Origin of the sequence: Microbacterium maritypicum (genome assembly GCF_041529975.1) — a bacterium.
Classification (GTDB): Bacteria; Actinomycetota; Actinomycetes; order Actinomycetales; family Microbacteriaceae; genus Microbacterium.
Genome location: NZ_CP168030.1, coordinates 401960 through 426600 on the forward strand (window position 1 = coordinate 401960; position 24641 = coordinate 426600).

At 70.0% G+C, this 24641-nt stretch carries 23 protein-coding genes; 16 read left to right on the forward strand and 7 right to left on the reverse strand.

What is annotated here, in order from left to right:
• Positions 1 to 77 precede the first annotated feature (77 nt).
• The 3 genes from ACCO44_RS01965 to ACCO44_RS01975 are packed head-to-tail and all read left to right on the forward strand — an operon-like array spanning position 78 to position 3042.
• A complete protein-coding gene (locus ACCO44_RS01965; protein ID WP_372468086.1) occupies positions 78 to 1220 on the forward strand; it encodes a FecCD family ABC transporter permease in 1143 nt (380 codons plus the stop codon).
• Entirely contained in the window at positions 1217 to 2029 is an 813-nt protein-coding gene (locus ACCO44_RS01970) for an ABC transporter ATP-binding protein (RefSeq protein ID WP_029261415.1), read from the forward strand. Before ACCO44_RS01965 ends, ACCO44_RS01970 begins: the two co-directional genes overlap by 4 nt.
• Positions 2026 to 3042, forward strand: a complete 1017-nt coding sequence (locus ACCO44_RS01975; RefSeq protein ID WP_372468087.1) for an ABC transporter substrate-binding protein — start codon at positions 2026 to 2028, stop codon at positions 3040 to 3042. Before ACCO44_RS01970 ends, ACCO44_RS01975 begins: the two co-directional genes overlap by 4 nt.
• A 169-nt stretch (positions 3043 to 3211) precedes the next feature.
• Here the strand turns inward: ACCO44_RS01975 and ACCO44_RS01980 are convergent, their stop codons facing one another.
• From ACCO44_RS01980 to ACCO44_RS02010, 7 genes are all read right to left on the reverse strand, one after another.
• On the reverse strand, positions 3212 to 5746 hold the full coding sequence (locus ACCO44_RS01980) for a DEAD/DEAH box helicase (protein ID WP_372468089.1): 2535 nt from the start codon (positions 5744 to 5746) through the stop codon (positions 3212 to 3214).
• Positions 5747 to 5788: 42 nt separating this feature from the next.
• Positions 5789 to 6502 (reverse strand): purine-nucleoside phosphorylase, encoded by a 714-nt coding sequence (gene deoD, locus ACCO44_RS01985; protein WP_372468090.1) that lies wholly within the window; start codon positions 6500 to 6502, stop codon positions 5789 to 5791.
• A 29-nt stretch (positions 6503 to 6531) separates the two neighbouring features.
• Positions 6532 to 7068, reverse strand: a complete 537-nt coding sequence (locus ACCO44_RS01990) for a roadblock/LC7 domain-containing protein (RefSeq protein WP_051662392.1) — start codon at positions 7066 to 7068, stop codon at positions 6532 to 6534.
• Entirely contained in the window at positions 7065 to 7715 is a 651-nt protein-coding gene (locus ACCO44_RS01995) for a hypothetical protein (RefSeq protein ID WP_372468091.1), read from the reverse strand. The genes ACCO44_RS01990 and ACCO44_RS01995 overlap by 4 nt, the downstream gene beginning before the upstream one ends.
• Entirely contained in the window at positions 7712 to 8083 is a 372-nt protein-coding gene (locus ACCO44_RS02000) for a hypothetical protein (RefSeq protein ID WP_029261430.1), read from the reverse strand. The genes ACCO44_RS01995 and ACCO44_RS02000 overlap by 4 nt, the downstream gene beginning before the upstream one ends.
• Positions 8084 to 8350: 267 nt before the next feature.
• Entirely contained in the window at positions 8351 to 9019 is a 669-nt protein-coding gene (locus tag ACCO44_RS02005) for a DNA alkylation repair protein (RefSeq protein WP_372468093.1), read from the reverse strand.
• 23 nt (positions 9020 to 9042) lie between these two features.
• Positions 9043 to 10080, reverse strand: coding sequence for an aromatic acid exporter family protein (locus tag ACCO44_RS02010; RefSeq protein WP_372468094.1), 1038 nt, complete (start codon positions 10078 to 10080; stop codon positions 9043 to 9045).
• Between the two features lie 130 nt (positions 10081 to 10210).
• Between ACCO44_RS02010 and ACCO44_RS02015 the strand changes: the two genes are divergently transcribed.
• From ACCO44_RS02015 to ACCO44_RS02075, 13 genes are all read left to right on the forward strand, one after another.
• A complete protein-coding gene (locus tag ACCO44_RS02015; RefSeq protein ID WP_029261433.1) occupies positions 10211 to 10666 on the forward strand; it encodes an SRPBCC family protein in 456 nt (151 codons plus the stop codon).
• Between the two features lie 111 nt (positions 10667 to 10777).
• Positions 10778 to 11839: a DUF998 domain-containing protein gene (locus ACCO44_RS02020; RefSeq protein ID WP_372468095.1), complete on the forward strand. Its 1062-nt coding sequence runs from the start codon at positions 10778 to 10780 to the stop codon at positions 11837 to 11839.
• Positions 11840 to 11965: 126 nt separating this feature from the next.
• Positions 11966 to 12214: a hypothetical protein gene (locus ACCO44_RS02025; RefSeq protein ID WP_372468097.1), complete on the forward strand. Its 249-nt coding sequence runs from the start codon at positions 11966 to 11968 to the stop codon at positions 12212 to 12214.
• Between the two features lie 68 nt (positions 12215 to 12282).
• On the forward strand, positions 12283 to 15171 hold the full coding sequence (locus ACCO44_RS02030; protein ID WP_372468098.1) for an AAA family ATPase: 2889 nt from the start codon (positions 12283 to 12285) through the stop codon (positions 15169 to 15171).
• 74 nt (positions 15172 to 15245) lie between these two features.
• Positions 15246 to 15449 (forward strand): cold-shock protein, encoded by a 204-nt coding sequence (locus tag ACCO44_RS02035; protein WP_017831237.1) that lies wholly within the window; start codon positions 15246 to 15248, stop codon positions 15447 to 15449.
• 192 nt (positions 15450 to 15641) lie between these two features.
• On the forward strand, positions 15642 to 16670 hold the full coding sequence (locus ACCO44_RS02040; RefSeq protein WP_372468099.1) for an iron-siderophore ABC transporter substrate-binding protein: 1029 nt from the start codon (positions 15642 to 15644) through the stop codon (positions 16668 to 16670).
• A 33-nt stretch (positions 16671 to 16703) separates the two neighbouring features.
• Positions 16704 to 17753, forward strand: coding sequence for a FecCD family ABC transporter permease (locus ACCO44_RS02045; RefSeq protein WP_372468100.1), 1050 nt, complete (start codon positions 16704 to 16706; stop codon positions 17751 to 17753).
• A complete protein-coding gene (locus ACCO44_RS02050) occupies positions 17750 to 18832 on the forward strand; it encodes an iron chelate uptake ABC transporter family permease subunit (protein ID WP_215068374.1) in 1083 nt (360 codons plus the stop codon). The genes ACCO44_RS02045 and ACCO44_RS02050 overlap by 4 nt, the downstream gene beginning before the upstream one ends.
• Positions 18829 to 19629, forward strand: a complete 801-nt coding sequence (locus ACCO44_RS02055) for an ABC transporter ATP-binding protein (protein ID WP_091032774.1) — start codon at positions 18829 to 18831, stop codon at positions 19627 to 19629. The genes ACCO44_RS02050 and ACCO44_RS02055 overlap by 4 nt, the downstream gene beginning before the upstream one ends.
• Positions 19619 to 20581 (forward strand): siderophore-interacting protein, encoded by a 963-nt coding sequence (locus tag ACCO44_RS02060; protein WP_262002932.1) that lies wholly within the window; start codon positions 19619 to 19621, stop codon positions 20579 to 20581. The genes ACCO44_RS02055 and ACCO44_RS02060 overlap by 11 nt, the downstream gene beginning before the upstream one ends.
• A gap of 1 nt (position 20582) precedes the next feature.
• Positions 20583 to 21419 (forward strand): ABC transporter ATP-binding protein, encoded by an 837-nt coding sequence (locus tag ACCO44_RS02065; RefSeq protein ID WP_372468101.1) that lies wholly within the window; start codon positions 20583 to 20585, stop codon positions 21417 to 21419.
• Positions 21420 to 21451: 32 nt separating this feature from the next.
• Entirely contained in the window at positions 21452 to 22483 is a 1032-nt protein-coding gene (locus ACCO44_RS02070; RefSeq protein WP_029261442.1) for an iron-siderophore ABC transporter substrate-binding protein, read from the forward strand.
• A complete protein-coding gene (locus ACCO44_RS02075; protein WP_372468102.1) occupies positions 22480 to 24570 on the forward strand; it encodes an iron ABC transporter permease in 2091 nt (696 codons plus the stop codon). The genes ACCO44_RS02070 and ACCO44_RS02075 overlap by 4 nt, the downstream gene beginning before the upstream one ends.
• The last annotated feature ends 71 nt before the right edge of the window (positions 24571 to 24641 follow it).

Below are 24641 nucleotides of genomic sequence, written 5' to 3' on the forward strand. Positions count from 1 at the left end.
CCTCCGGCGGGTGGATGTTCAGGGACGACTTCGACCCTAGATGATAACGATTCTCAATATCTACTAGCATGCTGCTCATGCCTCCTTCGTCCTCCGCCGCGCTCGCCGGCGACCTCGACCGTGCATCACCGCCCGCGCCGGTCGCGCGGAGCAGCCGTCCTTCGCGGCAGTCGTGGTCGACCGTCGCGCCGACGACCCTGGTTCTCGCGCTGATCGCCGCGATCCTTCTCGTGCTCGTCGTCTCCGCCGCGACCGGGCCGGTCGCCGTGAGCGTGGACGAGGCCGCGCGCATCGTGATCGGACACCTCGTTCCTGGGATGCCGTGGATGTCGGACGGCAGTCTGTCGACGCTGCAGGACCAGGCGGTGTGGCAGTTCCGCCTGCCCCGTGCCCTCCTCGCCGGGCTCGCCGGTGCCGGACTCGCGCTGGCCGGGGCGATCATGCAGGTCGTCGTCCGCAACCCGCTCGCCGAGCCCTACATCCTCGGTGTCTCCTCGGGGGCGAGCGTCGGTGCCGTGCTCGTCATCGTCTCCGGAGGGGTCGCCCTCGCCGGACTCACGATGAGCGGTGCCGCCTTCCTCGGAGCCGTGGTCGCGTGCATCCTCGTGGCCCTCCTCGCCCGGCGCCGAGGGGAACTCTCCCCGACCAGGATGATCCTCGCCGGGGTGGCTCTCGGATCACTCCTGAGCGCGGTGACCAGCTACCTCACCATCACCACCGACGCGCAGAACGTCGTGAGCGTGATGTTCTTCCTGCTCGGAAGCGTGTCGGCGGCGACCATGTCGTCGCTGTTGATCCCGACGATCGCGCTCATCATCGCCGGCGTCGCGGTGTTCGGCCTCGCTCGGCAGATGAACGCGCTCCTCGCCGGCGACGAGTCGGCACTCGCGGTCGGCGTGCGCACGACGCGGCTGCGTGCGCTGCTCCTCGTCATCGCGTCGCTGCTCACCGGGGCGATCGTCGCTGTGAGCGGAGGGATCGGCTTCGTCGGGCTCGTCGTGCCGCACGTCGCTCGGATCCTCGTCGGCTCGGAACACCGTCGGATGCTCCCGATCACCGTTCTCGCGGGGATGCTCTTCCTGATGGTCGCTGACCTGCTGGCGCGCACGGTGGCGGCCCCGTCGGAGATCCCCCTCGGCATCCTGACCGCATTCGTCGGCGCACCGTTCTTCCTGTGGCTGATGCGCCGAGGCGGCGAGAAGGCAGGGATCGACCGATGACCATCGCCTTCCACGGCGTCGACGTCGCGCGCGGGAACCGAACGGTGCTCCACGGGGTCGACCTGACGATCGGCATCGGCAGGATCGTCGGTCTCGTCGGCCCCAACGGCAGCGGCAAGTCGACTCTGCTGCGGACGCTCTTCTCCGGACGACGGCCCCTGCGCGGACACGTCACCGTCGACGGCGCCGACGTGGCGGGGTTCGCTCCGAGGGCGCTGGCCCGGACCGTCTCGGTGATGCTGCAGGACGCGCCGTCCGAGTTCGACCTCACGGTGCGCGAGACCGTGCTCGTCGGCCGCGCCCCGCATCGTCCACCGTTCACGCGTGATTCGCCCGACGACCATCGCATCGTCGATGAGTCCCTCCGTGCGGCGGATGTCGCCGACCTCGGCGACCGGCTGATGCGTCAGCTCTCCGGCGGGCAGCGGCAGCGGGTGATGCTGGCGCGGGCTCTCGCGCAGGACGGCGAGATCCTCATCCTCGACGAGCCGACCAACCACCTCGACATCGCCCACCAGCTCGACCTGATGCGCGTCGTCTCCGGCCTGGGAAAAACGGTGGTCGCCGCGCTGCACGACCTGAACATCGCGGCGTCGTTCTGCGATGACATCGCCGTGCTCGACGAGGGGCGGCTGGTCGCCTTCGGGGCGGCGGACACCGTGCTGACCCCGGAGCTGGTGAGCGACGTGTTCCGCGTGACCGCCCGCGTTGCGCGCGAAGAGGGCACCGGCGCCCGTGCAATGACATTCCACCCCCGAACCCCCTTCGACGGGACCCGCCCGTCGGCATCACCGAGGAGAACCGAATGACATCCCGAAATCGATCCGCCCGCATTCTCGTGACGGCGCTCGGAGGGGCGACCCTCCTCGGCCTGACCGGCTGCGGCGCAGGCGTCACCGCGGCCGCGCCCACGCAATCGGCGGATACGGCCGTCACGATCGAGAACTGCGGACGGAGCGTCGTCGTGCCGGAGCCTCCGTCCGCCGTGGTCGGACTGCACCCGTCGCAGACCGAGCTGCTGCTGCGCCTCGGCCTGGCGGATCGTCTCGTCGGGCAGGCGCAGGCGACCGTGCAGGCCTTGCCGGACGACGTCGCCGCCCTCGCGGAAGGGATCCCGGTGCTCGGCGCCGACACCCCGCCGAACCGCGAGACCCTGCTCGCCGCCGAGCCCGACTTCGTGTACTCGCCGACGACCTACGAGTTCACCGCGGAGCAGGGCTTCGCGAGCCTCGAGCAGCTCGAAGAGGCGGGGGTCGCCGCCTACGTCGCCACCGGCGGCTGCTTCGATCGGCGCATGGAGGGAACCGTCGACGACCTCTTCGTCGACCTCGAGAACCTCGGCGCGATCTTCGACGTCGAGCAGGAGGCTGCGGCGCTCATCGAGGACGCGGAGGCCGACCTCGCCGAGGTCGATGCGGCTGTCGAGGAGGTCGACGAGCGGCTGCGCGTGGCGCAGGTGTACGTCGACGGCACGACTCTGACCGCGATCGGCGCGGGCATCGAGTACGACATCCTGCGGCGTGCGGGCGCCGAGGCCGTGTTCACCCCGGAGGACCCGGCCTTCGCCGACTTCTTCGCCGCCGAGATCACCCCGGAGGCGCTCGCGGCCGCGGCCCCGGACGCACTCGTCTTCGCCGCGACCGACCCCGCGCACGAGGCCGCCGCGCGCGCGTACCTCACTGCGACGTTCCCGGATATGCCGGCGGTGCAGGAGGAGCGGCTGATCGCCATCTCCACCTCGGACACCTTTCCCGGCACGCTCGGGAACATCTCGGTCGTCCACCGGATCGCGCAGGCGCTGTACCCCGACGCCTTCGCCTGAGCGCCGTGCGGGGGCCCGGACCTTGCGCGCGATGCGTGCGGTCCGGGCCATCGTGCGTCGGGGGCTCTTCGCCCTCGGGCGGGGAGTTCCGGATCGGGAGGAGATTCTCGCGCGAAGCATCCGCCCGCACAGGAGGTCTCCGCCCCAGGCGTTCGCGGGCCGCGGAGCGCTACAGCCGGTCGACGCCTGTCACGGTGACGACGGCCTGACCCGCTTCGTCGGATGCGGCGAGGTCGATCGTCGCGGTGATACCCCAGTCGTGGTCGCCGGCGGGGTCGTCGAAGATCTGTCGCGCGGTCCACGAGGTGGTGCTCTCGGTGAGGATCAGCAGCTTCGAGCTGCGTGCGTCTGCGCCGGTGAGGATCTCGTCGTGGTCGTCGTAGTAGCCGTCGAGCGCGTCCGACCAGGCATCGGCGCCGAAGCCGGGATCGAGTTCGGCGAGGGCGGTCACGTCTTCTCCCGCCGCGAGCTGCACGCGGCGGAACAGCTCGTTGCGCACCAGGATGCGGAAGGCGCGGATGTTGCTCGTGAGGCGCTTCGGCGCGGGCGGGACGATCGGCTCGTCGGGGGCGTGCGGATCGAAGCGGCCGTTGTCGACCCCGGCGATCAGCTCCTCCCACTCGTCGAGCAGGCTGGAGTCGACCTGGCGGACGAGCTCGCCGAGCCACTCGATGAGGTCGCGCAGGTCCTCGTCCTTGAACTCTTCCGGGATGGTCTGGGATGCCGCACGGTAGGCGTCGGAGAGGTAGCGCAGGACCACGCCCTCGGAGCGGGCGATCTTGTAGTAGGCGACATATTCCCCGAACGACATGGCCCGCTCGTACATGTCGCGTACGACCGACTTGGGGTGCAGTTCGAAGTCGCGGATCCACGGCTGAGCGGCGCTGAACGTCTCGAACGCGGCCGTCAGCAGCTCGTCGAGCGGCTTCGGATACGTGATCTGCTCGAGCAGCTCCATCCGCTCGTCGTACTCGATGCCCTCCGACTTCATCGCGGCGACCGCCTCACCGCGGGCGAGGAACTCCTGCTGACTGAGCACGGCACGCGGATCGTCGAGCGTGGCCTCGACGATCGAGATCATGTCGAGCGCGTAGGAGCGGGTGCCCGTGCCGGCGGCCGGATCGGGATCGAGCAGCTCGAACGCCGCGAGAGCGAACGGCGACAGCGGCTGGTTGAGCGCGAAGTTCGGCTGCAGGTCGACCGTCAGGCGGATGTCGCCCTCCGGAGTCTTCTCGACGATGCCGGATTCGCGGAGCGTGCGGTAGATGCCGATGGCTCGGAGCGCGAGCTCGCGCTGCCGTTTCCGCGGTTCGTGGTTGTCGTATACGAGCGCGCGCATATTCGCGAAGACGTCGCCACCACGGGCGATCACGTTCAGCATCATGGCGCTCGTGATCTGCATGTGCGAGGTCAGGGTCTCCGGCACCGCGTCGATAAGCTTGCGGAACGACGGCTCGCCCCACGAGACGAAGCCGTCTGGCGCCTTCTTGCGCACGATCTTGCGCTTCTTCTTCGGGTCGTCGCCGGCCTTCTTGACCGCGGCGACGTTCTCGCTCTCGTGCTCAGGGGCTTGGGCGACCACGGTGCCGGCGGTGTCGTATCCCGCTCGTCCTGCACGTCCGGCGATCTGATGGAACTCGCGGGCGTTCAGCTGCCGCATCCGCGTGCCGTCGAACTTGGTGAGCGCAGTGAGCAGCACCGTGCGGATCGGCACGTTGATGCCGACGCCGAGGGTGTCGGTGCCGCAGATCACGCGCAGCAGTCCGCGTTGGGCGAGCTGCTCGACCAGGCGACGGTACTTCGGCAGCATCCCCGCGTGGTGCACGCCGATCCCGGCGCGGAGGAAGCGTGAGAGTGTCTTGCCGAATGCGGTCGTGAAGCGGAACCCGGCGATCAGCGCCGCGATCTCGTCCCGCTGCTCGCGCGTGGCGACCTTCGTGCTCGACAGCGCCTGCGCACGCTCCATCGCCGCCGCCTGCGAGAAGTGCACGACGTAGATCGGCGCCTGCCCGGTGTTCAGCAGGTCGTCGATGGTCTCGTGGATCGGGCTCGTCTCGTAGAAGAAGTGCAGAGGGACAGGACGCTCGACGCCGGTCACGGTCGCCGTCTCACGACCGGTGCGGCGGGTGAGGTCGGCGGCGAGCTCGGTGACGTCGCCGAGGGTCGCCGACATCAGGATGAACTGCGCCTGGGGCAGCTCGAGCAGCGGAACCTGCCACGCCCACCCGCGGTCGGGGTCGGCGTAGAAGTGGAACTCGTCCATCACGACCTGCCCGACGTCGGCATCCGTGCCCTGACGCAACGAGAGGTTGGCGAGGATCTCGGCGGTGCAGCAGATGATCGGGGCATCGGCGTTGACCGAGGAATCACCCGTGACCATGCCGACGTTCTCGGCGCCGAACACATCGACCAGTGCGAAGAACTTCTCGCTCACCAGGGCTTTGATGGGAGCGGTGTAGTAGCTGCGGCGTCCGGCGACGAGGGCGGCGAAGTGCGCGCCGATCGCCACGAGCGACTTGCCGGTGCCCGTGGGCGTCGAGAGGATCAGGTTGTTGCCGGAGACGATCTCGATGACCGCCTCGTCCTGCGCGGGATAGAGGCTGATGCCGGTCGACTCCGCCCACTCGACGAAGGCGAGGTAGACGGCATCCGGATCCGCGGCGTCCGGAACGAGGGCGGGATCGAGCCGCGGAGAGGAAGTCATGGTCCCTCGATCATCCCATCCGCGAGGACGGGTCAGACCGGTTCAGACTGCGGTGGCGGCGCGCAGGGCGATGCGGATCATGTCGCCGAAGGTCTGCTCGCGCTCCTGCGCCGTGGTCTCCTCGCCCGTGACGATGTGGTCGCTGACCGTGCAGATGGCGAGTGCGCGCCGACCGTAGTAGGCCGCGAGGGTGTAGAGCCCGGCCGCCTCCATCTCGACGCCCAGGATGCCGTGCTGCACGAACGGCTCCGTGAGCTCGGGGCGGGTGCTGTAGAACTGGTCGCTCGAGAACAGCTGCCCGACGTGCACGGTCGACTCGAGGTCTTCCGCCTCGCTCGCCTCCACGGCCGCGCGCAGGAGCCCGAAGTCCGCGACCGCCGCGTAGTCGAGTCCGTGGAAGCGCACGCGGTTGATGCCTGAATCCGTGGATGCGCCGTTGGCGATGATGATGTCGCGCACCTTGACGCGCTCGGTCAGCGCCCCGCACGACCCGACCCGCACGATCGTCTGCACGTCGTAGGAGTCGAACAGCTCGTTGGCGTAGATCGCCATCGACGGCTGGCCCATGCCGGAACCCTGCACCGAGATGCGGTGCCCCTCCCACGTGCCGGTGAAGCCCAGCATGCCGCGCGTCTCGGTGTACAGCTCGGCGTTCTCGAGGAACGTCTCGGCGATCCACTTCGCTCGCAGCGGGTCGCCGGGAAACAGGACGATGGGGGCGATCTGGCCGGGCTCAGCGGCGATGTGCGTGCTCATCGCCCCAGCGTAGCCAGCGACCCCATGCCTCAGCCGGGGGTTCCGGCGAGCCCGAGCGCGGTGATGAGCTCGTACGCCGCCGAGCGCGCCTGCACGATCACGGTGCCGACCTGGACTCCGGCCGCCGACACCGACAGGAGCAACTGGCCGTAGGGCGCCAGGACGAAGCTGAGCAACGAGAGCTGGCTCTGACCGATCGACACCGACACGACGGCCGACAGGCTCGGTTCGGTTCCCCCGGAGATGATCTCGGCCTCGGCCCTGGCTACGCCGAACAGCGAACCGTTGATCGCCGCCAGCCGCTCTCCCGTCTCGTCCCGTGCGCCGACGGAGGCGATGTGCAGGCCGTCGGCGGTCGAGAGGACAGCCGTCGTCAGCTCCGGGAAGCGCTCTTGGAGATGACGCAGTCGGGTGAGAGCGGCCTGGCTCACCACGCTCGACCAGAGCTCCCAGTGCGCCGCGATCTCCGGATGCATGAGCACGGGGTCGCCACCGTAGGTCGCGTCGTGCCGATGTGCAGCGTCGTGGGAGAGAGGGGGGTGGTCTGTTCGGTTGTGTGTGTTCACGACTCTTCTTCCGGAAGATCAAGGGCCACGCAGGCGACTCGCATCACGCTGTCGCGATCGCGCGCGTCGGCGACATGAACGCGGTTCGGGGGGATGCCGTATCGCGCCAGGACCTCGGTGAGCTCCTGGCGCACCGTGGGCAGCGCCTCTTCCTCACAGTGGCTCACCGCGATGACCATTCGCTGGCCGTCGCCGGCGAACCGCGGAATCCATGTGGCGGCATCGGCGGCGAGGTGTGGCCGGTCGGCACGAAGCCAGAGCAGGATGCGCGTGTCTGCCGTCGAGGATCTGCGGCGGGCGGGAGCGAAGCGGTCTTGCCCGGGAACCCCGATGAGCGTGACGGCGATCTCGGGCGTGGGTTTCCACGCGCCGTAGTCGAGGCCCACCGTGGTGGTGGTCTTCTCGCCGTCGCCGCACTCCGCCGATCCGGCCGAGATGGGAACGTCGGTGTCGACCGGCGGGACGTCACTCAGTGCCCGGACAGCCGTCGTCTTCCCCGCCCCGACCGGCCCGGCGAAGATGAGCCGGTAACGGTTCGGCAGATTCACGTGCCGCCAGCGTGCCCGCCGCATCGGCGTCTCCGCCGACGCGGCACGCACCCACGAGATCTCCTCGAGGCCGTCGCTGCGCGCGGCCTCCCTGGTCAAGCGTTCAGAGCCGCCACATGGCGGTTCACGGCAGAACGGAGAAGGGCGAGGTTCGTCGCCTGGCGGTCGGCGGCGAGATAGATGAACATCTCGGGCGTGATCATCTTGAGCAGGTGGAGCTGCGTGTCGAGCGTGAGCAGCATGTCCTCGAAGGTCGCGTCGAGGCCGAGCGCCTCGATCGTGCGCATCTTGTTCTTGACGATCTCGCTGTTGTAGGCGCTCGCCACGTCGAGGTCGAAGTCCGGTCGGACCGAGCTCGAGGCGAGCGGCATCCCGGACTCCAGATCGACGACGGAGGCGCCGATGAAGCCGTTGATGTCGCGCGCGATGTCGGCGATGAGTGTGTTCAGTTCGTCTTGCGTGGTCATGATGCTCCCCAGGTCGTGTCGCGCGCGGCAGAGACCGCCCCATGCGATCACCCCAGAGCCCCCGCGACTCATAAAGTGTATAACGTTACTTGCTCAAATGCGGAATCGGGGCAAGACACGCCTGCCGTCACCGAGGCGGATGCCGGGTCAAGCGAGTTCCGAAGGAGATCTCGCGCAATGAAGGAGTGGATCCCGGATGCTCTCCTTCAGAGCGTGAGATCTCCTTCGCGCCAGGTGGGTGGCAGCACGCTGCAACCCTGAACGCGCTCAGCCCTCGCGGCGCCGCACGAGCTCGCCGATCCACAGTGGCGCGAACGGCGAGGTGCAGCCGGGCGCGGTGGGGTAGTCCGCGAGGACCTGCAGGCGCTCCCCGATCTCCAGCGCCCTCGCGCGGTACTCCGGGTGGAAGATGCCGATGTTGGCGAGGGTCTCGTTCATCGCCCACTGCAGACGCGACGGCGCATCCTTCATATCCCGCTCGATGAGGTCGAGCAGGTGCGGCAGGTCCAGGCCGTCCGCGTCCTTCATCACGCGCACGGTCGTGAGCGACCAGGCGGCCGCGGCCACCGTGGGGTCGGCGTCGTCGAACCAACGCAGCCGCAGCTCTTCCGCGAGCGGCGTCTTCTTGGCGACGTAGTTCACGAACCAGTCGTTGACCTTCGGCGGGCGGGTCTCGCGCAGCATGGCGTCGAGTTCGTCGGCGCTGAAGTCGCGGGGGCGGCAGATCAGCAGGGCCAGCAGTCGCGCCGGGGTCTCGCCGGTCGCCCAGAGCTCTTCCGCGAGCGGCTGGTCGGTCTTGATCCGCTTCGCGAGCGCGCGCATCCGGCTGAGGTTGATGCCGTGGTCGTCGCCGCGCTTCTCGTTGGCGGCGCGCATCTTCGGATCTTCCAGTGCGGCGAGCTCGCCCAGGGCCTCCGCGACGGTCATGTCGGACATGCCACCAGCGTAGGCGGAGTCGGTCAGTCCTCGTCGAGTAGTTCGCCCCGGATCCGGCGGAGGTCTTCCATGAGCGAGCCGATCAGGATCCAGTGCTGCGATGACGGCGGTCGGATCACGAGTGGGGCGGTGAGCGCGGGGATCGCGGACGTCATCGTGTCGGGTTCGGGCGACGCCTCGGCGACCTGCACGGCCAGGCGCACATCGTGCCCGGCGCGCCGCAGCTGCTCGGCGATCGCGGTGACGGCGGGCTCTTCGCCGATCGTGTCGTCGTAGTGGTCGAAGTATGCACGGGTCATGCCGATCGTCTGGGTCACGATGGGCGACAGACGCTCGAGCAGCTCCCGCATCTCCTGCAGCTCGGTGCGGTGGGTCGAGCGCCGCGGGTTCAGGGTGAGCGACTCCTCGCCCGCGGCGATGGAGGCGTCGGCGGCATCCTTCATCGGACGCAGCAGCCGCACCTCCAGCATCAGCTCCTGGAGCTGTGCGGCCGTCTGCGGCTCCGGCAGCGCGACGGCCAGGCGGTCGAGGCTGGCGGCGAGCTCCCGCCCGAGCAGTCCGACATCGCGCCGAGCGGGGGCGACCAGCACCGGAGGCACGATCAGCGCGTTCACGACGATGCCGATCGCCACCCCGATCAAGGTCTCCACGATGCGCGCGAACGCATACTCCGGGCTCGACGATCCGAGCGCCAGCACGAGCATCGCCGAGATCGCGACCTGGTTGCCGGTGCCGGGGGAGGCCCGGAAGATCCACGCGACCAGCATCGCGACGACGATCGCGAGCAGCACGATCCAGCTCGGCGACCCCAGCAGCAGGCCGAGTGCGACGGCGATCACGACGCCGGCGATCACACCGATGCTGCGCTCGAGCGCCTTCGACAGTGACTGGTTCACGCTGGGCTGCACGACCAGGAGCGCGGCGATCGCGGCGAACACCGGCAGCTGCGCGGGGAACACCCATCCGGCGATGAGCCACGCGGCGATCGTCGCCGCGGCCGACTTCACGACCTGCAGCAGCGGAGAGCGCTGGGAGGCGCGGATCGCGGCGGGGATGCGCATGCCCTCAACGGTAGTGCCGTGGTGTCGCGGATGATCGTCGTCCGGCGATGCGGATGTCAACCCCGTCGCCGATCCTCGCCGTTCCGGGCTGAATGGAGGAACACGAACGACGAGAAGTGAGGAGCATCACATGGTGCAGATCATCGAGACCATCGACGTCGACGTCCCCGTGCGCACGGCGTACAACCAGTGGACGCAGTTCGAGAGCTTCCCGAAGTTCCTCGACGAGGTCGAGTCGATCACTCAGATCGACGACACGCACACGCATTGGAAGGTGAAGGTCGGCGGCGCGACCCGCGAGTTCGACGCCGAGATCACCGAGCAGCACCCGGATGAGCGCGTCGCGTGGAACAGCACCGGCGGCGAGACCGAGCACGCCGGTGTGGTGACGTTCCACAAGCTCGACGACACGTCGACCCGCGTGACGGTGCAGTTGGACTGGGCGCCGGAGGGGCTGCTCGAGAAGCTCGGCTCCCTCGTCGGCGCCGGCGGTCACGCCGTCAAGAAGGACCTGCAGAACTTCAAGGAGTTCATCGAGGGCCGCGGCGTCGAGACCGGATCCTGGCGCGGCGACGTCGACGCCTGACGCGAATCCGACGCGAGGCCCGGATGCCGTTTCGGCATCCGGGCCTCGTCGCGTCCGAGGTCGGGTGCGCGGGATCTTCCGCGCGTCCGAGGTGCGTGCTTGCATGGGCTCATGGAGCAGGAAGAGAAGCTGCGCGGCGAGACGAGGGCCGTCTGGGCGACCGTGATCTGCTTCGTCGTCGGCACCGTCGCCGGTATCCTGCTCCTGCGTGGCGATGCGCGCCCGCTCACCGGTCCGGGGTCGTTGGCGGCGCCCGTCGCAACGATCGCCGGGATCGTCGCGGCCGCCGCATTCCTCGTGAGCACGCTGATGCACCGTCGCGCGGAGACCGGGCCGATGCCGCGCTGGCAGGCCGTGGTCTCCGGCCTCTCGACCGTCGCGCTCACCGTGGCCTTCGGCGCAGTCACGCTGATGGGTGTGCTGCTCACGGCCGAGATCCTCGCCGTCGGCCTTCAGGGGCTGCAGCTCGCGGCGGTCGGCGGTGGTCTGCTCGCAGGCGTCGCTTCGGCCGTCGGCGGTCGCTTCGCCTTCGGGGCCGGTATCGGGCTGCGCACCGCCGACCTTTCCGCGCTCCTGTTCGGATTCCTCGTGATCGGCACGCTCTTCGCCATGGTCACCTCGGCCGACCCGCGCTGGTGGGAGGAGAACTTCTCGCAGCTCGGGTCGGGATGGGCGTTCAACGGCACCCTCGTCGTGGCCGGCCTGCTGATCGCGACCGTCGGCTCGTACATCGGCCGCGACCTGCACCGGATGCTCGGCGACTCCGCTCTGCGCCGCATCGCCGTGGTGGTCGCGCTGTGGGCGGCGGCCGGTGTCGCGCTCGCGGCCGTCGGGCTGCTGCCCCTGCACCGGGTGCCCCTTCCGCACGACATCGCCGCCGTCGCGACGCTCGTCCTGTTCCTCGGGTCTGCGGCCGCGACCGTGGCCGCGATCCCGGCTCCTCCCCGCGCGCTGCTGATCACGTCTGTCGGCGTCGGCCTGCTCATCGTGGTGGCCGTCGTGCTGTGGGTCCCGTTCGGCCTGTACTCGGCCACTGCCCTCGAAGCCGTTGTCGTCGGGCTCGGACTGCTGTGGATGGCCACGCTCGTGCGGGTGCTGGCGATCCTCGTGCCGTCGCAGTCCCGCCCCTCGGCCCGGCGGTCGCCGCTGCGCGCCGAGTCGCCGCGGGCGTAGGCGTCGCGACCCCTCGCCGGCGGCATCCCTAGACGTCGGCGGCAGAAAGATAGGGAATCCGTCCGATGTCGGCGGGGTACCTCAGAGCGGAGTGTAGGGATACCGCACACCGCCGAGGAGATCCCCATGTTCGAGCACACGTTTTTCACCGAGCAGTACACCGGTTACCAGCAGGAGGAGATGGAACGCGCAGCCGCGCGGCGGCGCATGCTCATCGAGCACGCCGACCAGATCGTGCCCCGTCCCCCGGGAGCGGTGCGCCGGATGCTGACGCGCATCTTCCGGGCGGACGAGCGATCCGTGACGAGCCGCACCTCGAACCGGGCGACCACCGCGGCCACCGTCTGCGACCGGACGGCATCCCCCGCACGGTGAGCGACGCGGTCCTTCGCGCCGGGTCGCGCAGCGCCCCGAATGTCGGTCGGGGGTGGGACGATGAAACCATGCCTTCCTCCGCACCGAGCGCCGAGATGGTCGGTCGTGCAGCCGAGCTCTCCGAGGTGCGCCGCCTTTTCGAGGGCGTGCGCGAGGGCGTGCCGGCTGCCCTGCTCGTCGAGGGCGAGGCGGGGATCGGCAAGTCCCGGCTGCTGCGCGAGTTCGCTATCGAGATCGAGAACACCGCCGACGTCCATGTGGGCTGGTGCCTCGACCTCGGGGCCTCCCGCACGCCCTACGGCCCGCTCACCGGCATCCTCCGCTCGATCGTCACGCGCATGGGCATCGAACGGGTGCGCGAGTCGGTCGGTGTGGGCGTCGAGGCGCTGGGGATGTTGCTGCCTGAGCTCGTCGATGCTCCGACCGATCGCGAGCGCACCAGCCCTGAGCGGCTCCGCGACGCCATCGCCTCCCTCATCGAGGCGGCCGCCGAACGGGCTCCGCAGGTGCTCGTGGTGGAAGACCTGCACTGGGCCGACGAGTCGACGCTCGCGATCCTGTCGTTCCTCCTGCGCGCCCTCGGCCGCGGTCGCATCCTGCTGCTCCTCACCTGCCGGAGCGACGACGTGCGGCGTGGCGACGCCGTGAGCCGCTTCATCGGCGAGGCCACCCGTGCGCGCCTGCTCGAGCGCCTCACGCTCGCCCGGCTCGACGAAGCCGCGGTGCGGGAGCTGGCCGAGCAGATCACCGGTCGCCCGCTGTCCGAAGCCGCCTTCGACCGCATGCAGGAACGTGCCGAGGGCGTGCCGTTCTTCGTCGAGGAGATCGCGGGATGCGCGAACGGCTCTCTTCCCGATGGCCTCCGCGACCTGCTGCTGGCCCGGTTCGATCGTCTCGGCGACGATGCGCAGCACGTCGTCAAGGTCGCCTCCGGTGCGGAGCGCCCGCTGTCGCATCCGCTGATCACGCGCCTCGCCGATCGCCCCGAGCAGCAGCTCGACGAGGCGATCCGCGAGGCGACGCGCAGCGGCATCCTGGTCGTGGTCGACGACGACTATCGGTTCCGGCACGCCCTCCTTCGTGAAGCAGTGCACGACGATCTGCTCCCCGGTGAGCGCGCCCGGCTGCATCGCGCCTACGCCGAGTCGCTCGAGGCCCAAGGCGCGGGCAGTGACTCGGGGGATGCCGCCGCGCTCGCGTACCACTGGCAGCTCGCGCAAGACGACCGCAAGGCGCTCGTCGCCGCCGCCGATGCGATGCGCCACGCGAAGTCGCAGTACGCGTTCGCGACCGCCGCCCGCTTCGGCGAGCTCGTGCTGGAGCTGTGGCCGCTCGTCCCCGATGCTGCCGGGGCCGCGCGGATCGAGCGCCTCGATCTGCTTCTCGTCCTGGGCTCGATCCTCCGCAACGCGGGCGATGGTGAGCGGGCGCTCGCCGTCGCGAACCTCGCTCTCGCCGAGGTCGACCCCGAAACGGTGGATCCGCGTCTGCATGCGCGGCTGCTGCGCAACAAGGCGCTGTATCTGGTCAACCTCGGGCGCCTCGGGGCGATCCCGCTGCTGCAACAGGCCCTGGCCATCGCCGAGGAGCACATCGACGATGAGGCCTTCCGCGCCGAGCTGCTCAACCGTCTCGCCAGCCGCCGCATGATCGCGGGCGACCGTGAAGAGGCGATCCGTCTCGCGGACGAGGCCGAGCGCAGGGCGGCGGGCGCAGGCTCCTCCGATCAGCTGTCCGTCGCCGCGAATGTGCGCGGCGGCTCGCTCGCGCATCTGGGCGAGGTCGAGGCGGGCGTGCGCGAATACGAACGTGCACGGCAGCTCGCGACGGGCTCGGACGCCGAGATGCGCTACCGCGTCAACTACTCCGATCTGCTCACTCTGCTCGGCCGCTACCGCGAGGCCGTCGAGGTCGCCGAGGAGGGGCTGCGCCGGGCGCGCGAACTCCGCGTCGAACGCACATCGGGCTCGATCATGGCGCAGAACATGGTGGTGCCGCTGCTCGAGCTGGGGGAGATCGACCGGGTCGAAGACATGCTGTCGCGCGACTTCGTGCAGGGCACTCTGCGGGTGTTCCGCATGTACATGAGCATGACGCACGTGCGGGTGCTGGCCTGGCGCGGCCGGTCAGCCGAGGCGGCAGAGTTGCTGCAGACGTGGTTGCCCGCGTTCGAGGAGACCGGCATCTCGGAGCGGCAGATCTGGTACGACCGGGTGATGATGACGGTCGCGGTGGCCGAGAGCGCGGGCGACCTCCGCGGTGCTCTCGACACGATCCTCGAGATGCTCCGCGATGATCGGCCGGCCCTGCTGCACCAGCGGCGACTCATGCTGCAGGGCGGGGCGCTCCTCTCCGAGCTGCGGGCAGAGGGGTCCGCGGTCGCCGACGCAGCCGACGCGATTCGCACCGCCTGGCTCGCGCAGCCCGTGCAGCTGCAAGACGACGCCTGGTCGACGATCCTCCTGGCCCTGCTCGACCCGCATCCCGACTCGCTCGATGCGGCGCTGCGGTGTGCCGACGGCGATGACGTTCCGGTCACCTTCCGCGTCGTGCTCCGGCTCGAGCAGGCGCGGATGCGGGTGCAGGCGGGCGACCGCGCAACGGCGTCGACCGTGCTGGCCGAGGCGGCCGAGATCGCCGCGGCCCTGGGGCACGCGCAGCTGCAGGCCGCCGTCGCTCGTTTCGCGACCGATGCGGGGCTCGGGCTCCGCATCGATGCGGAGCCTTCCATCGGCACCGACCCGCTGACCGCGCGGGAGAAGCAGGTGCTCGAGCTCATCGCCGAGGGGCTGAGCAACCGCCAGATCGGTGAGCGACTGTTCATCAGCGTCAAGACCGTGAGCGTCCACGTGTCGGCGGTGCTGCGGAAACTCGGGGTGAGCACACGCACCGAGGCGGCACTTCTGCAGAAGAATCCGTCGCACAGTGCTGTTGGTCAGCCTGCCGTGGTAGCGTGACAATGCGCGCGTCTCGGATGTTCCGATTCGGCGTAGGCCGTGTAAACGGCTAAGTCAACAGAAAGTAGAAACACATGGCCACTGGCACTGTGAAATGGTTCAACGCGGAAAAGGGCTTCGGCTTCATCGCTCCCGATGACGGCTCGGACGACCTTTTCGCCCACTACTCGGCTATCGCCGGCTCCGGTTTCAAGGAGCTCCGCGAGAACCAGAAGGTCGAATTCGACGCTGAGCGTGGCCCCAAGGGCATGCAGGCGGCGAACATCCGCGCTCTCTGAGCGCGCGCTGACTTCCTGAAGCCGGCCGGATCCTCACGGATCCGGCCGGCTTTTTCTGTGCCCGCAACTGCGCGGGGTTCCAGGACTCGAAGTGAGGTCGCCCTAACCTCCGTGTTAGATTAGGCCAGGCTTACCAAAGGCTGGGCGCACCTCTCGCGCCGCCCCCTCACCCCGAACCCGAAGGGAACGCCTGTGCGCATCTCTCGAATCCTCGCCATCGGCGCGGCCGCTGCACTCGCCGTCGGCCTCTCCGCCTGCGCGTCCCCCGCGCCGGAATCGACCGGAACAGCCGGCGGTAACCCCGCCTCCGCGGATGCCTTCCCCGTCACGGTGGAGCACGCCTACGGCGAGACCACCATCTCGGAGAAGCCCGAGCGCATCGCGACGGTCGCCTGGGCGAATCACGAGGTGCCGCTGGCGCTCGGCATCGTCCCGGTCGGCATGAGCAAGGCCAGCTGGGGCGACGACGACGACAACGGCGTGCTGCCCTGGGTCGAGGAGAAGCTCGACGAGCTGGACGCCGAGACCCCGGTCCTGTTCGATGAGACCGACGGCATCGATTACGAGGCCGTGGCCGACACCGAGCCCGACGTGATCCTCGCGGCATACTCCGGCCTCACGCAGGAGGAGTACGACACCCTCTCCAAGATCGCTCCGGTCATCGCGTTCCCCGAGGTCGCCTGGGGCACCTCGGTCGACGACATGATCGAGATGAACTCGAAGGCACTCGGCCTCCAGGATGAGGGCGAAGCACTGATCGACGAGCTGCACGCCGACGCCGAGACCGCTCTCGAGGCGAACAGCATCCTGAAGGACAAGAAGGTCCTGTTCGCGTACCTCGACCCGGCCGACCTGAGCCAGATCGGCTATTACACGGCGATCGACACGCGTCCCGGATACCTCCACGACAACCTCGGCCTGCCGTTCCCGTCGATCGTGGAAGACACCGCAGACACCGAGAAGTTCGATCTGACGGTCAGCGCGGAAGAGGTCGCGAAGTTCGCCGACGTGGACTTGTTCGTCACCTACGGCGACGACGCGCTCATCCCTCAGCTCCAGGCCGACCCGCTGCTGTCGAAGATCCCGGCCATCGCCGAGGGGCGTATCGCGATCCTCCCCAACGCGACGCCGGTCGCCGCATCCGCGAACCCGTCGCCGCTGTCCATCCCGTGGGGCCTCAGCGACTACCTCGCACTGCTGGCTGCACCGCTCGCGAAGTAACCGTTCGATCCGCATCAGCGGAGTGAATCCTCAGTGACCTCAGCAACCGTCATCGCCCCCGCGCCGGGTGCCGCAGACCTGCGGCACCCGGCGCTGGTGCGCACCTTCTGGCTGCTCATCGGGGTCGTGGTGCTCGTCGTCCTCAGCATCCTGTCGATCTCGTTCGGCGTGCGCGCGGTCTCCTTCGACGACATCGTCGCGGCCCTCGGCGGCCACACCGACACGATCTCCCAGGCCGCGATCGTCAAGCGCATCCCGCGCACCGTGCTCGCCCTCCTCGTCGGTGCCGCGCTCGCCCTCTCCGGTGCGACCATGCAGGCTGTGACGCGCAACCCCATCGCCGACCCCGGCATCCTCGGCGTCTCGAACGGCGCCTCGCTCGCGGTCGTCTGCGGCATCGCCTTCTTCGGCCTCAGCAACCCCTACGGGCAGATGGGGTTCGCGATCGCCGGAGCCGGGATCGCCGCCGTGTTCGTCTACACGGTCGGCTCCCTCGGGCGCGGGGGTGCGACCCCCCTCAAGCTCGCGCTCGCGGGTGCCGCCACCTCGGCGGCCTTCGCCTCACTGATCAGCGCGGTCATGCTGCCCCGCGTCGACCTGCTCCAGACGTTCCAGTCCTGGCAGATCGGCGGCGTCGGCGGTGCGGAGTGGCCCCGCATCGCGCTCACCGCACCGGTGCTCGCGGTCGGCGCCCTCATCTGCTTCCTGAGCTCGCGCGGCATGAACTCCCTCGCCCTCGGCGACGACATGGCCAAGGGCCTCGGTGAGCACGTGTTCCGCACACGCCTGATATCGGCGCTCGGTGCGGTGATCCTCGCGGGAGCGGCGACGGCCATCGCCGGGCCCATCGGATTCGTCGGCCTCATCGTCCCGCACATGTGCCGGATGCTGGTGGGCACCGATCACCGCTGGCTGCTGCCGTTCTCGGCCATCGCCGGTGCTGCGCTGCTGACCGCGAGTGACATCATCGGCCGCGTGATCTCGCCCTCGTCGGAGGAGATCCAGGTCGGCATCATCACCGCCATCATCGGCGCTCCCTTCTTCATCTGGATCGTCCGTCGGCAGAAGGTGCGTGAGCTGTGAGCACGACCGAGCACACCGAGCACACCCTCGACCGCGCCGACGAGCCGGCATCCGCGCGGATCGCACGCATCGTCGCGGGACGTCGCTCGCGCCACCGCCGCCACGCGATCGCGACGATCGTGCTCGGCATCCTGCTGCTCGTGCTGTTCACGGTCGCCCTCATGGTGGGCAACACGTTCTACCCGCTCGACGAGGTCATCCGCGTGATCCTGGGCGAGACCGTGCCCGGAGCGTCTTTCACCGTCGGTGACCTGCGGCTGCCCCGGGCGATCCTGGCCGTGCTCACCGGGATCGGCTTCGGCATGGCGGGCGTCTGCTTCCAGACGATGCTGCGCAACCCGCTCGCCTCTCCCGACATCATCGGCATCTCGAACGGCGCCGGGGCGGCCGCGGTCTTCGGCATCGTGGTGCTGTCGGTGAACGGGCCGGTCGTGTCGCTACTCGCCCTCGGTGGCGCCGTCGTCACCGCCTTCGCGATCTACCTGCTCTCGATCAAGGGCGGCTTCGCCGGCACCCGCCTGATCCTGATCGGCATCGGCGTTGCCGCGATGCTGCAGAGCGTCATCTCGTACATGCTGTCGCGCGCCGCGAACTGGGACATCCAGACCGCGATGCAGTGGCTGACCGGAAGCCTCAACAACGCCTCCTGGGAGCGCGTGCTGCCGATGGCGATCGCCGCGGCCGTGATCGTGCCGCTGATGCTGTCGCAGGGCCGCGCGCTCGGCGCCCTGCAGCTCGGGGACGACTCGGCGGCCGGCCTCGGGATCCGGGTCAACGCCACGCGCCTGCTGCTCATCCTCGGAGCGGTCGCGCTGCTCGCCTTCGCGACGGCGGCCACCGGTCCTATCGCGTTCGTCGCGTTCATGGCCGGCCCGATCGCCGCCCGCATCACCGGGCCGGGCGCCAACCTGCTCCTTCCGTCGGCGTTCGTCGGGGCTGTGCTCGTGCTCGGCGGCGATCTGATCGGCCAGTTCGCCTTCGGTACCCGCTATCCGGTCGGCGTCATCACCGGCGTGGTCGGTGCGCCGTACCTGATCTACCTGCTCATCCGCACCAACCGTTCCGGGGGTTCGCTTTGACCGTCTCGCACAGCCTGTCCGCCGAAGGCGTGAGTCTGGCCTACGGCGACCGCACCGTCGTCGACGGCCTCGACCTGCAGATCGCCCCCGGCCGCATCACGACGATCGTCGGGGCCAACGGATGCGGCAAGTCGACGCTGCTGCGCTCGCTCGCCCGCCTGCTCTCGCCGACCGAGGGGCAGATCGTGCTCGACGGCAAGTCCGTGCACGCGCGGCCCACCAAGGAGGTCGCCCGGATCCTCGGCCTGCTGCCGCAGTCTCCGGTCGCGCCGGAGGGCATCGCGGTCGCCGACCTGGTCGGGCGGGGACGGCATCCGCACCAGAAGATGCTCGCGCGCTGGAGCACCCACGACTACGAGGTGGTGGCCGATGCCCTCGACGCGACCGGCATCACCGACCTGGCCGACCGCAGCGTCGACGAGCTCTCCGGCGGACAGCGGCAGCGCGTCTGGATCGCGATGGCCCTGGCGCAGGAGACCGACATCCTGCTGCTCGACGAGCCGACGACCTTCCTCGACGTCGCGCACCAGGTTGAGGTCCTCGACCTGCTCACCGACCTGAGCGTCTCGCGCGGCACCACCATCGTCATGGTGCTGCACGACCTCAACCTCGCGGCACGCTACGCCGATGAGCTGGTCGCGATGAAGGACGGCCGGGTGCACGCGACGGGCGCCCCGCAGGACATCGTCACCGCACAGCTCGTCGAAGAGGTCTTCGGCCTCGCCAATCAGATCACCATCGACCCGGTCTCCGGCAAGCCGATGGTCACACCCATCGGGAGGCACCATGTCCGCTGAGACGACCACCACCGAGCGTCCGACCTACATCCTCACCCGCGCCGAGGTGCGCGCCGTCGCCCGCGTCTCGCCCTCGTTCGTGCGCGTGACGTTCGGTGGCGACGACCTGAGTGAGTTCGGCACGCCCGGCGAGGTGTTCGACAGCCGCATCAAGCTGGTCTTCCCGCCGGCATCCGGCATCCTCCCCGAACTCGATCGGGCCTCGGACAACTGGTGGCAGTCTTTCCTCGCGGTGCCGGAGGAGGAGCGCGGCTCGATGCGCACCTACTCCGTGCGCGAGCTGCGGGTCGATCCCGCCGCGGGCACCGAGGTGGACGTCGACTTCGTGCTGCACCTCGAGCCGGGGCTCACCGGACCCGCATCGCTGTGGGCGAGCCAGGCGGCGGTCGGCCAGGAGCTCTACCTCGTCGGGCCCCGTCGCGGCGTCGACGTGGATGCCCACGGAGGGGCCGAGTTCGCGCCGGGCACCGCGGCGTCGGTCGTGCTCGCCGGCGACGAGACGGCGGCTCCCGCCATCGCCCGCATCCTGGAGGACGCGCCCCGCGACCTGCGCGGAGTGGCCTTCATCGAGGTGCCCTCTCCCGCCGACATCCTGCGCATCGACGTGCCGTCCGGCGTCGAGGTGCACTGGCTGCCGCGCGACGCCGGTGACCCGCACGGCCTGCGCCTGATCCCCGCCGTGCTCGGCTACCTCGGAGACGCCGACGCCGCGGAGGAGATCCGCGTGAAGGACATCGACGGCGAGGACCTGCTCTGGGAGACGCCGGACTACTCCGGCCTCGGGGAAGAGATCGACCGGGCGGATGCCCCGGCGGAGCGCTACTTCTGGATCGCGGGGGAGAGCGGCGTGGTCACCACCCTGCGCCGCCACCTCGTCAAGGACCTCGGCGTCGACCGCGGGCAGGTCGCGTTCATGGGCTACTGGCGACGCGGCGTCGCGATGCGGGGCTGACATGACGACGACAGCGCCCCACGCCCTGCAGGGCGAATCCCTCGTGCTCGGATACGGCCGAGCCCGGGTGGTGCACGACGTCTCGCTGCGCCTGGCACCCGGACGGGTCACCGCCCTCATCGGGCCGAACGGCAGCGGCAAGTCGACCGTCCTGCGCGCGCTCGCCCGCCTGCACCGCATCGAGGCGGGGAGCGTGCGCATCGGCGGCGACGAGACTCGCGATGCCGCGGCCCTCTCGGCGAAGGAGTTCGCCAAGGCCGTCGCGATGCTCTCGCAGTCGCGGCCGCATCCGTCCGGGATCGAGGTCTCCGACGTCGTGGCGTACGGCCGCCACCCGCATCGGGGCCGTTTCTCGGGCGTCAGCGACGCCGACCGCGCCGCCGTCGCGCGGGCGCTCGAACTGACCGGGCTCCGCACGATGGCCTCGCGCCCCGTCGACCAGCTCTCGGGCGGCGAACTGCAGCGCGTGTGGCTTGCGACCGCGCTGGCGCAGGAGACCGGGGTGCTTCTGCTCGACGAGCCGACCAACCACCTCGACCTGCGCTACCAGGTGGAGACGCTCGACCTGGTGCGCGAGCTCGCCGACGACCACGGCACCGCCCTGGGTGTCGTGCTGCACGACCTCGACCACGCGGCATCCGTCGCCGACGACGTGGTGCTGCTGCACGCCGGTCGAGTGCACGCGGCGGGCACCCCCGCCGAGGTGCTCACGGGCGAGAACCTCTCGCACGTGTACGGCCTGCGGATCGACACCGAGATCGACGAGGAGACCGGCCTCGTGCGGGTGCTCCCGCGCGGTCGTCACCACGGCCGGCACCGCGCCCGCGCAGCATCCTGAACCCCCCTCACCCCTCCCGGAGGAAGAACCGAATGAAGAAGAAGCCCCTCGCCCTGATCGCCCTCGGCGGCGCACTCGTGATGGCCCTCGCCGGCTGCGGCACCACCCAGGCCCCCGCCGCCTCCGACTCCGACGCCTCGGCCTCGACGAGCGCGGGTTGCGGCGACGACACCACCGCGACCTCGACGGGCGCCGTCTCCGTCACGGATGACCTCGGCCGCACGGTCGAACTCGACAAGCCCGCCGAGCGGATCGCGGTGCTCGAGTGGCAGCAGATCGAGGATGCGCTGTCGCTGTGCGTCACCCCGGTCGCGGTCGCCGACGCCGAGGGCTACAGCACGTGGGTCACCGCGGAGGAGCTCCCGGAGGGTGTGACCGACGTCGGCACCCGCCAGGAGCCGAACCTCGAGACGCTGTTCGGCACCGAGCCCGACCTCGTGATCGTCGAGGTCAGCGCCGCGGACGACCCCATCGTCGCCCAGCTCGAGGCCTACGACGTGCCGGTGCTCGCGACCATCGGTGCGGATGCCGCCGACCCCATCGCGAAGATGCTCGGCACGCTCGACCTCATCGCCCAGGTGACCGGCCGCGAGGAGCGCGCCGAGGTCGTCGCCGACGAGTTCCAGGCCCACTTGGACTCGGCATCGGCCGAACTCGCGGATCTCGACCTGCCCACGACGGAGTTCGTGTTCTTCGACGGCTGGGTCGACGGCGGCAACGTCGCGCTGCGTCCGTTCGGCCAGGGCTCGCTGGTCGGGGAGATCGGCGAGAAGCTCGGTCTGAAGAACGCCTGGACCGGCGAGGTCGACCCCACGTACGGCCTCGGCCAGACCGATGTCGAGGGCATGACCACGGTCGGCGACGCCAGCCTGTTCTACACCGGCACCGAAGACCCCGAGTCCGAGAGCTTCATCGACGCCCTGCAGGACAACCCGGCCTGGACCTCGCTGCCCGCCGTGGCCGATGACCGCCTCACCGCGTTCCCCGCCGGGATCTGGACGTTCGGCGGACCGCGCTCGACCCAGCAGATCATCGACGGCTATGTCGAGGTGCTCTCGAAGTGACGGGTGCCCTTCGCCTCGACGACGCGGCGGCCACGACGGAGCCGGCGCGCCCGGCTCCCGCCGTCGCGCCCGACGAGGCGGAGGGACGCCGGCCGGGTGCCCTGCTGACGGGCATCGGCGTGCTCGTCGCCCTTGCGATCGTGCTCGTCGCCGTGGCCTGCTGGCATCTCACGCAGGGCACGAGCGGTGCCGTGTTCGCTGACACCGAGGTGCTGTGGGGGTCGCGGGTGCCACGCCTCGCCGCGGGCATCGCCGTGGGGGTGGCGCTCGGCGTCGCCGGCATCCTGCTCCAGTCGCTCGCCCGCAACGCTCTGGCCTCGCCGGACACGCTGGGCGTGACCGCCGGTGTCTATCTCGCGGTGACGGCGCTCGCGGCGTTCGGCATCGCGGTGCCGGTGTGGGCGTCGGGCGCTGTCGCGTTCGCCGGGGGCCTCATCGCCGCGGGGATCGTGCTCGGCCTCGCCGGTGGTGCGGGGTCGTCGACCACGCGGCTGATCCTCGCGGGCACGGCCCTCGCGCTCGCATTCCAGGCCGGCACTTCGACCCTGCTCATCCTCTTCGACGAGGAGACCAAGGGGCTGCTGGCGTGGGGAAGCGGCAGCCTGTCGCAGCTCGGGCTGACCGCGTTCCTGCAGGCGGCACCCGTCGTGGTCGTGGTGACGGCGGCGGCCCTGCTGCTCGCGCGGCGGTTCGACATCCTGGCGCTCGGCGACGACACGGCATCCTCCCTGGGTGTGCCGATCCGCTCGACGAGGGCCATCGGCATCCTGCTCGCCGTCACGCTCACCGCGGTGTCGGTGACGCTCGCGGGGCCGATGGGCTTCGTCGGGCTGTGTGCGCCCGTGCTCGCCCGTCTGCTGACGCGGGTGGTGCCGAGTCTGAACCGCCATCTGCTCCTGATCCCGGCGGCCGGCCTCCTCGGCGCGATCGTCGTGATCCTCTCGGATGCTCTGCTGCGGGCGATCATCGGGGCCGAGGCGGCGATCCTCATCCCGACCGGCGTCGCGACCACGCTTCTCGGAGCCATCGTGCTCGTGCTCATGGCGCGGCGCCTGCGCGATGCCGGTCCGACGCGAGAGCCTCCGCGGGTGCGGTTCGGCGTGCGCAGCCGACTCCGGTTCCGCATCACCATGGTGGTCGTCGTGCTGGGCGTGATCGGGGTGCTGTTGCTCGGCCTGCTCGCCGGGCACACCTGGCTGCTGACCGGCGACATCGCGCTGTGGCTGCAGGGCGAAGCTCCCCCCGCGATCGCCTTCGCGCTGGACGAGCGGGCGCCGCGCATCGTGGCCGCGGTCGTCGCCGGTGGGGCGCTCGCGCTGTCCGGCGCCATCATCCAGGGGGTGAGCCGGAACCCGCTCGCCGACCCGAGCATCCTCGGCGTCACGGGCGGCGGCGGCCTCGGCGCGGTGCTCGTGATCACGAGTGCCGTCTCCTCCACCGCGGGCATGATCGCGGGTGCCATCGCCGGTGCGCTGTTGGCCTTCGCCCTCGTGTACCTGCTGTCGTGGCGCGGCGGCTTGAACGCCGACAGGTTCCTGTTGATCGGCATCGGCGTCTCGTACTTCACCGTGTCGCTCACGACCTTCTTCCTGCTGAGGTCGAACCCCTGGGACACCCCGAAGATCTACAGCTGGCTGTCGGGCACCACGTACGGCCGGGTGTGGGAGCAGGTGCTGCCGCTGGCGATCGTGCTGGCCATCGCGCTGCCGTTCGTGGTGATGAGCCGTCGTGAGCTCGACGTGCTGTCCCTCGACGAAGACACTCCGCGCCTCGTCGGCATCCGGCTCGAGCCCGTGCGGCTGACGCTGCTGGTCGTGGCGGCGGTGCTCGCGGCCCTCAGCGTGACGGCGATCGGTGTGATCGGCTTCGTCGGGCTCGTCGCTCCGCATGCGGCACGGGCGCTCGTCGGTGCCAGGCACGCCAGGGTGATCCCGGTCGCGGTGCTGCTGGGCGGTCTGCTCGTCGGAGTCGCCGACACCATCGGGCGTACGGTCATCGCCCCCGCCCAACTGCCCGCCGGACTCGTGGTCGCGCTGATCGGAGCCCCGTACTTCGTCTGGCTGCTCTGGCGCTCGCGCGACGCGTAGCTGTCGCTCCCTCCTTCGCCTTCGAGTAACACAAATGGTCCCGTTCCAGCAGGAACGGGACCATTTGCGCG